Below are 6,407 nucleotides of genomic sequence, written 5' to 3' on the forward strand. Positions count from 1 at the left end.
AAGGCTAACACTGCATAATTTCAGCCCAAAAGCGTTTGGCTTCCAAGTTTTCACAACTGATAAAAAAATCCGACCCACATCTGCGGAATGTGGGTTTTAAAATTGGTATAACTTTGAGATCGATGAATCCTCAATCCCAATAAAAAATCCAAAATCTAAAATCTAAAATCTAAAATAAAATGACGCCCGCTAAAGTTTCCCAGCAGTACAACAGCACTTTATAGGAAACCCGCGGGCGTCAAAATCAGACAAGCTTAAATCTTAGAACAGACCCAGCGTGAAAGATTTGTCGATCGGGAAAATAGCACCAATACCCAACCACAGAGTTACCGCAGTTCCAAAAAGGAAGACTGTAGTAGCAACAGGGCGGCGGAACGGATTTTGGAACTTGTTAACATTCTCGATGAACGGAATCAAAATCAAGCCTACGGGAACACCAGCCATGCAAGCAATACCCAACAATTTGTTAGGCAAAACGCGCAAAAGTTGGAACACGGGCCACAAATACCATTCCGGCAGAATTTCCAGCGGAGTAGCAAAGGGATTGGCTGGTTCGCCAATCAAAGCTGGGTCAAGTACGGCCAAACCGACGCACAGAGAAATCGTTCCCATGATCACAATTGGGAAAACGTACAGCAAGTCATTGGGCCAAGCTGGTTCGCCGTAATAGTTGTGACCCATGCCCTTAGCGAGCTTAGCGCGTAGCTCTGGATCGCTCAAATCTGGTTTTTTGATAATAGACATAGTGAGAGTGTTCTCCTTTTAGTTTTACCCGGGCTTGGCATTCCGCTGCATTCGTTAGTCCGAATCAGCGGGGCGATCGCACTTCGTATTGACCGTAATAAATATCATGAGAGATGAATTCTGAATTTTCAACCCAAAATTCAGCAGGGGGGCAAAAAAAATACTGCCCCCACAACTCAAAATTTACAACGGGCCAGAAATGCCTTGCTTGCGAATCATCAAGAAGTGAGCCAGCATGAAGACAATAATCAGCCAAGGCAACACAAAAGTGTGCAAGCTGTAGTAGCGAGTCAAAGTGCCTTGACCGACGCTGACACCGCCACGCAGCAGTTCAACCAGCAAAGAACCGACAAAGGGGATGGCTTCGGGTACGCCGGAAACGATTTTAACGGCCCAGTAACCAACTTGATCCCAAGGTAGCGAGTAGCCGGTCACACCGAAAGAAACTGTGAGGACTGCCAAGATGACTCCAGTCACCCAGGTTAACTCGCGGGGCTTTTTGAAGCCGCCGGTCAGGTAAACCCGGAAGGTGTGCAAAATCATCATCAGTACCATCATGCTGGCAGACCAGCGGTGAATGGAGCGGATCAGCCAGCCGAAGTTGACTTCATTCATCAGGTATTGCACTGAAGAAAAAGCTTCTGCTACCGTGGGACGGTAATAGAAAGTCATGGCGAAGCCGGTGGCAAACTGGATTAGAAAACAAACTAGAGTGATTCCGCCCAAGCAATAGAAGATGTTGACGTGGGGAGGTACATACTTTGTAGTGATGTCGTCTGCGAGCGCCTGAATTTCCAGGCGTTCATCAAACCACTGGTAGGTTTTTGATTCGGTGATTTGTTTAGAAAACATGGAGCCAGAATTCCTAAAAGAATATTGCTGTGGTTGAGGTTCATTCTCAGCAGCCACAAGGTTTTTTGGTCGCCCCGCGCCGAGCAGTTGGCTTGAACTCGCAAATGCCTGAGGCTATTTTTAAATTTGGAGCCCGCGAAAGGAAATCTATGGTGCGATCGCCCGCGAGCACTGGGAAACCAAGCTTGAGCTGATCCCTACTCGCTGGCGTTGCGCGATCGAATTCCAGACTGTGATAAAAAATGTAACATAATTGCGGTGCAAATTTCACGATAGCGAGGCCTTAGCCGAGTCTCAAATAGCATTTTCTGCCACATCAACATCCGCCCCAAGCTGGCATACAGCCAAGAGCCGAGCTACAGACCCAAGTCCTGGGCTGCCAGCGGGTTCCTGGGAGGTCAAATTTAATATTCATGATAAAACTTCACTAAGTTTGCGATTAAATGTTACAATAAGCTAATTTTTTGTTCGCGGCTGGGCAATGATGAATCCTGAATGTCTCCGGGACAGTTGACTGCACAAAAGCTTAAAAGCTTACAAACTTAAAATACAGGAAATGCCATACTTGCCTATCTTTGACACAAAAAAATCATGCACAGACGAGTTTTCCAGACAGCAATTTTATTCTTCCTCCAAGTCGTCCTGGTTCTCGGCGCGTGGGCTGGGCCTGCGGCGGCGCTAACTCCAGAACAGCAGCTTTTGAGCGAAGCTTGGCGCATTGTCAACCGCTCTTATGTGGACGACAGCTTCAACTCGAAAAACTGGTGGTCGATTCGCCAAAAAGCCGTTAAGGAACCGCTCAACGACAGACAGCAGACTTACACGGCGATTCAGGGGATGCTGGCAAATCTCGACGATCCTTTCACTCGACTGCTGAAACCGGAACAGTACCGCAGTTTGCAGGTCAACACTTCGGGAGAATTGACTGGTGTGGGGCTGCAAATTGGGATCGACCCCCAGACAAATACCCTAACAGTAGTGGCTCCTTTGGCGGGTTCGCCGGCGGATAAAGCCGGCATTCAACCGCTCGATCGCATTTTGAAAATTGACGGCACTCCCACGTCAGAATTGAGCCTGGACGAAGCAGCAACTCGAATGCGCGGCCGCATCGGCACTCCTGTTACCTTGACCTTGGGACGCGAAGGAAGGGAGGTTCCTGAGGATATTGAGCTGGTGCGCGATCGCATTGCTCTCAATCCGGTTTATGCCGAATTGCAGTCCGGGCCGGACAATTTACCGCTGGGCTACATTCGCCTGAGTCAATTCAGCGCTAACGCCACCGAAGAAGTCGCCCACGCGATCGATCGTTTGGAAAAACAAGGCGCTGCCTCCTACATTCTCGACTTGCGGAACAACCCCGGCGGGCTGTTGCAAGCTGGGATTGAAATTGCGCGTCTGTGGATCGATTCTGGGACGATCGTCTACACGGTCAACAGACAAGGCATTCTCGGCAGTTTTGAGGCTTCTGGACAAGCCTTAACTGGCGATCCGCTGATTGTTTTGGTAAACAAGGGAACGGCCAGTGCTAGCGAAATTTTGGCTGGTGCGCTGCAAGATAACGGCAGAGCTCAACTCGTGGGCGAAAAGACTTTCGGGAAAGGACTGATTCAGTCGCTGTTTGATTTGTCTGACGGTTCCGGGTTGGCTGTGACTGTGGCTAAGTACGAGACGCCGAACCACACGGATATTAACAAATTGGGGATTTCGCCCGATCGCGCAGTGCCGCTAGAACCGATTGCGCGCGATCGAATTGGCACCGAAGAAGACTTGCAATATCAAGCTGCGCTGCAACTGCTCAAAGAAAAAACCGTGATGGCCAAGACGGCGGTTGAAACCAGGTTTAGACAAACAATGTCCGCCTCTGCGGACAGAACACAATAAGCAAAGACGGCGAAGGTCATTCGCGGCTACACAAACAATGTCCGCCGGACGCCGACGGAAGACAATAAGGTAATTTCAACCGCCCGTTCTTCTTTCTTCAACCCGCGCACCATCCGGGTTTCGTCTGTGTCGGCGCGAATTCGATTCGCCCGCTCTTCCTTAACCCGCTCTTCTTCAACCCGCTCTTCTTCAACCCGCTCTTCTTTCTTCTGTGTGCGCGGTGCACATCCTACGACAATCTTCAGGTTAAGGTTGCTATCTCACGATTAAGGTTGCAAGGTGGATTCCTCGGAATCGGGTGCTTCGGGTTCCTGCAAAATCACTCCTCGCTGCTGGGGATCGGCTCGATTGCTTTGCTCTTGCATCACACTTTTAGCCTGACTGGGGTCAAAATAGCGGTTAAAGTCCGATCGCGACTTATCGACTCGCGCTTGAGTAAGATTCACTTCAGCTTGGATTTCGTGCAACTTTTCTTGCACTCCCCGGTAGTGGGGCCAAAGCTGAATCAAAGCAGAAGTCGCACAGACTGAAAGAACCACGTTAACTGCTAACTTGACTCCTGTTTCGGCGGCGAGGGTTTGATGAGGGTAGGAACGCTGGCTGCTGCTGCGACGAGGAGTAACCCGAGGGGGAGTTTTGACTGGACGTAGTGGGGTAACGGTAGGTTGAATCGCTTGCATAATTTTTTTTTCAAATACCTGAGACTGAATTTTTAGAGCTGACCACAGAAAATTCTGAGTTTAACGCACACCCGCCCCTGTTTGTCAGGGTGCTCGCGGGCCCAAATTTTTGAGACTGGGTGGCACCTGAGGACGGAATTTCCCAATAAAAATGCCTGCCCTTGCAGTCTCGTCTTCGTGACCACAAACAATCTACTGCACGATGACAGCAATTGTCTGTAATTTCGAGATTTAACTACTCGGACAGGCAGCGGTGCGGTTAGCTACTTGTGTCTCGAAACTACTTGTACAGTTCTGTTGACAGCCGGAAAGCCAAGATTCCAGGAATCAAAGCAATTACGAGCGCTACGTAGACTTGAGTATCTGTTAAAGACATATGAGGAAAACTCCATTTCACGGGCACGAGCTTTCACTAATTTGAGACAAATTGGCGCTTTTGGGAATCTTTTGTTACAAATCGACAAGTAATTCGGTGCGGTTCGGGAGGAGTGGGGAGTGGGGGAGAGTGTCCGAGTAGGAAAAATCTTGACGCTTGACTTCTAGGCTCAACATCGATCGCTATAAATCCCCTAAATCCCTTGAAAATCCCGTCAATTGCCGGTTTCCGAACTGCCGGTGACGAGCGATCGCCCGCGACAAAGTTACCGCACTAGGTTACGATCAGTGAAGGTGACACTCATTTTAGACAGAGCCGGTGATTTGCACTGAGCTCGACCCTTGCAAATCGTTAGGTGCACAAAATAATTAATGCTAGATCAATTTCTTGATGCTTCGCCCCAATTGGGAGTTGACACCTTTTTATTATTGTTGGTTTTGGTAGCTTTGGAGGCGGTGCTTTCGGCTGACAACGCGATCGCCCTGGCATCTATTTCCAAAGGCTTGGAAGAGCCCAAGCTACAGCAACAAGCTCTCAACCTCGGTTTAATAATTGCTTTTGTACTGCGAATAGCACTAATTTTAACGGCGACTTGGGTGATCCAGTTCTGGCAGTTTGAACTGCTCGGAGCCCTGTATCTGCTGTGGCTGGTTTTCCAGCACTTTGCCTCAGATGCTGACTCTGATGGAGAACATCACGGCCCCAGATTTTCGTCTTTGTGGAAAGCAATTCCAGCAATAGCTCTGACGGATTTAGCATTTTCTTTGGATAGCGTTACAACTGCGATCGCAATTTCTGACCAAACTTGGCTGGTGTTGACCGGCGCGACAATTGGCATCATCACCCTGCGATTTATGGCAGGCTTGTTCATCCGCTGGCTCGATGAGTTCGTACACCTTGAAGATGCTGGCTACATTACAGTCGGTTTCGTCGGAATGCGATTGCTGGTTAAAGTAATTAACGAGAGTTTAGTACCTCCCCAGTGGCTGGTAGTTTCTTCTATCGCCCTAATGTTTGTCTGGGGATTTTCTAAGCGCACTCCCGAGGCATTAGAAACTGTAGAATCTCTGGCAGAATCCGCAGAAGTTGCTCTCAATCTGCCGGATGCAGAAGTTACTGTCCCGGAAGCGCAACCACAGAAGTCCGAAATTTAACTTACTTTCATCTAAATGCAAGTCGCTTAAATCTGTCAATTTAAACAAACTGAAGGCAGATTAAACTCGGCAACAACCTCATATCCCCGGACAAACGTCACAGTGCCAAAATACCTAGAACGGGCTCTCCCGCCCGTCCCAATTTGTTTTTCTTCTTGTAATATCAATTGAAAAAAAGAATGCAACAGTATTCTTGTCCCCCCCCAAAACATCGGGGGGGCTAGGGGGGTCGAAGAGTGTTGCACGATTTTAGAAAATTGGTATAAGATGGGCGGCAGAGCCCATCCCAAAATTTTTTTTTCTTCTTGTGGGATGGGCGTCTCGCCCGTCCCAAAATTCATTAAAACGATTCAAGCAAGAGGTAGAATGAAGTTTCAATCTCATACTAATTCACTATGAAGCTGCACAAAATAGGAAGTCTAAAATCCTTTCCGGTAAAGGATATAGCGGTTCTCAGAAAGATGAGGTACTCTCCGGCCTGGGCCGGGCCTAGGCCTGGGCCGGGCCTAGGGCATTAGGGCATACCTCACTTATTTGAGAAAGGCTATACATTCCATGGAGCTTCATAGAAGAATGGTATCAGCAGAATTACCTTCAACCGATCGCAATTTCCATGCCATCAAACCCACATTCCGCAGATGTGGGTCGGATTTTTTTATCAGTTGTGAAAACTTGGAAGCCAAACGCTTTTGGGCTGAAATTATGCAGTGTTAGCCTTAC

Annotated in this window: 6 protein-coding genes; 2 read left to right on the plus strand and 4 right to left on the minus strand. The window is 48.5% G+C overall.

Translation table 11 applies throughout. From position 1 onward, the window contains the following. Positions 1 to 261: 261 nt before the first annotated feature. Positions 262 to 744: a cytochrome b6-f complex subunit IV gene (petD, locus tag JGK39_RS32070; RefSeq protein WP_293255126.1), complete on the minus strand. Its 483-nt coding sequence runs from the start codon at positions 742 to 744 to the stop codon at positions 262 to 264. 183 nt (positions 745 to 927) lie between these two features. Continuing rightward, a complete protein-coding gene (gene petB / locus JGK39_RS32075; RefSeq protein WP_293255231.1) occupies positions 928 to 1,596 on the minus strand; it encodes a cytochrome b6 in 669 nt (222 codons plus the stop codon). Positions 1,597 to 2,187: 591 nt separating this feature from the next. Here petB and ctpA point away from each other — a divergent pair. Then, positions 2,188 to 3,477 (plus strand): carboxyl-terminal processing protease CtpA, encoded by a 1,290-nt coding sequence (gene ctpA / locus JGK39_RS32080; RefSeq protein WP_293298802.1) that lies wholly within the window; start codon positions 2,188 to 2,190, stop codon positions 3,475 to 3,477. Between the two features lie 266 nt (positions 3,478 to 3,743). On the opposite strand, the gene JGK39_RS32085 is transcribed toward ctpA, so the two are convergent. Further along, complete coding sequence (locus JGK39_RS32085) at positions 3,744 to 4,157, minus strand: hypothetical protein (protein ID WP_293255132.1); 414 nt, start codon at positions 4,155 to 4,157, stop codon at positions 3,744 to 3,746. 280 nt (positions 4,158 to 4,437) lie between these two features. Continuing rightward, a complete protein-coding gene (gene psaM, locus JGK39_RS32090; RefSeq protein WP_015174804.1) occupies positions 4,438 to 4,533 on the minus strand; it encodes a photosystem I reaction center subunit XII in 96 nt (31 codons plus the stop codon). 371 nt (positions 4,534 to 4,904) lie between these two features. Between psaM and JGK39_RS32095 the strand changes: the two genes are divergently transcribed. Then, entirely contained in the window at positions 4,905 to 5,687 is a 783-nt protein-coding gene (locus JGK39_RS32095; RefSeq protein ID WP_293255135.1) for a DUF475 domain-containing protein, read from the plus strand. Positions 5,688 to 6,407: the final 720 nt, after the last annotated feature.

The organism is Microcoleus sp. PH2017_12_PCY_D_A, from assembly GCF_020738565.1.
Lineage (GTDB): Bacteria > Cyanobacteriota > Cyanobacteriia > Cyanobacteriales > Microcoleaceae > Microcoleus.

Excerpts from the sequence above, each read along its gene's own strand:
- petB (WP_293255231.1), bottom strand. The coding sequence starts at position 1,596 with ATGTTTTCTAAACAAATCACCGAATCAAAAACCTACCAGTGGTTTGAT.
- JGK39_RS32095 (WP_293255135.1), top strand. The coding sequence starts at position 4,905 with ATGCTAGATCAATTTCTTGATGCTTCGCCCCAATTGGGAGTTGACACC.
- petD (WP_293255126.1), bottom strand. The coding sequence starts at position 744 with ATGTCTATTATCAAAAAACCAGATTTGAGCGATCCAGAGCTACGCGCT.
- ctpA (WP_293298802.1), top strand. The coding sequence starts at position 2,188 with ATGCACAGACGAGTTTTCCAGACAGCAATTTTATTCTTCCTCCAAGTC.
- psaM (WP_015174804.1), bottom strand. The coding sequence starts at position 4,533 with ATGTCTTTAACAGATACTCAAGTCTACGTAGCGCTCGTAATTGCTTTG.
- JGK39_RS32085 (WP_293255132.1), bottom strand. The coding sequence starts at position 4,157 with ATGCAAGCGATTCAACCTACCGTTACCCCACTACGTCCAGTCAAAACT.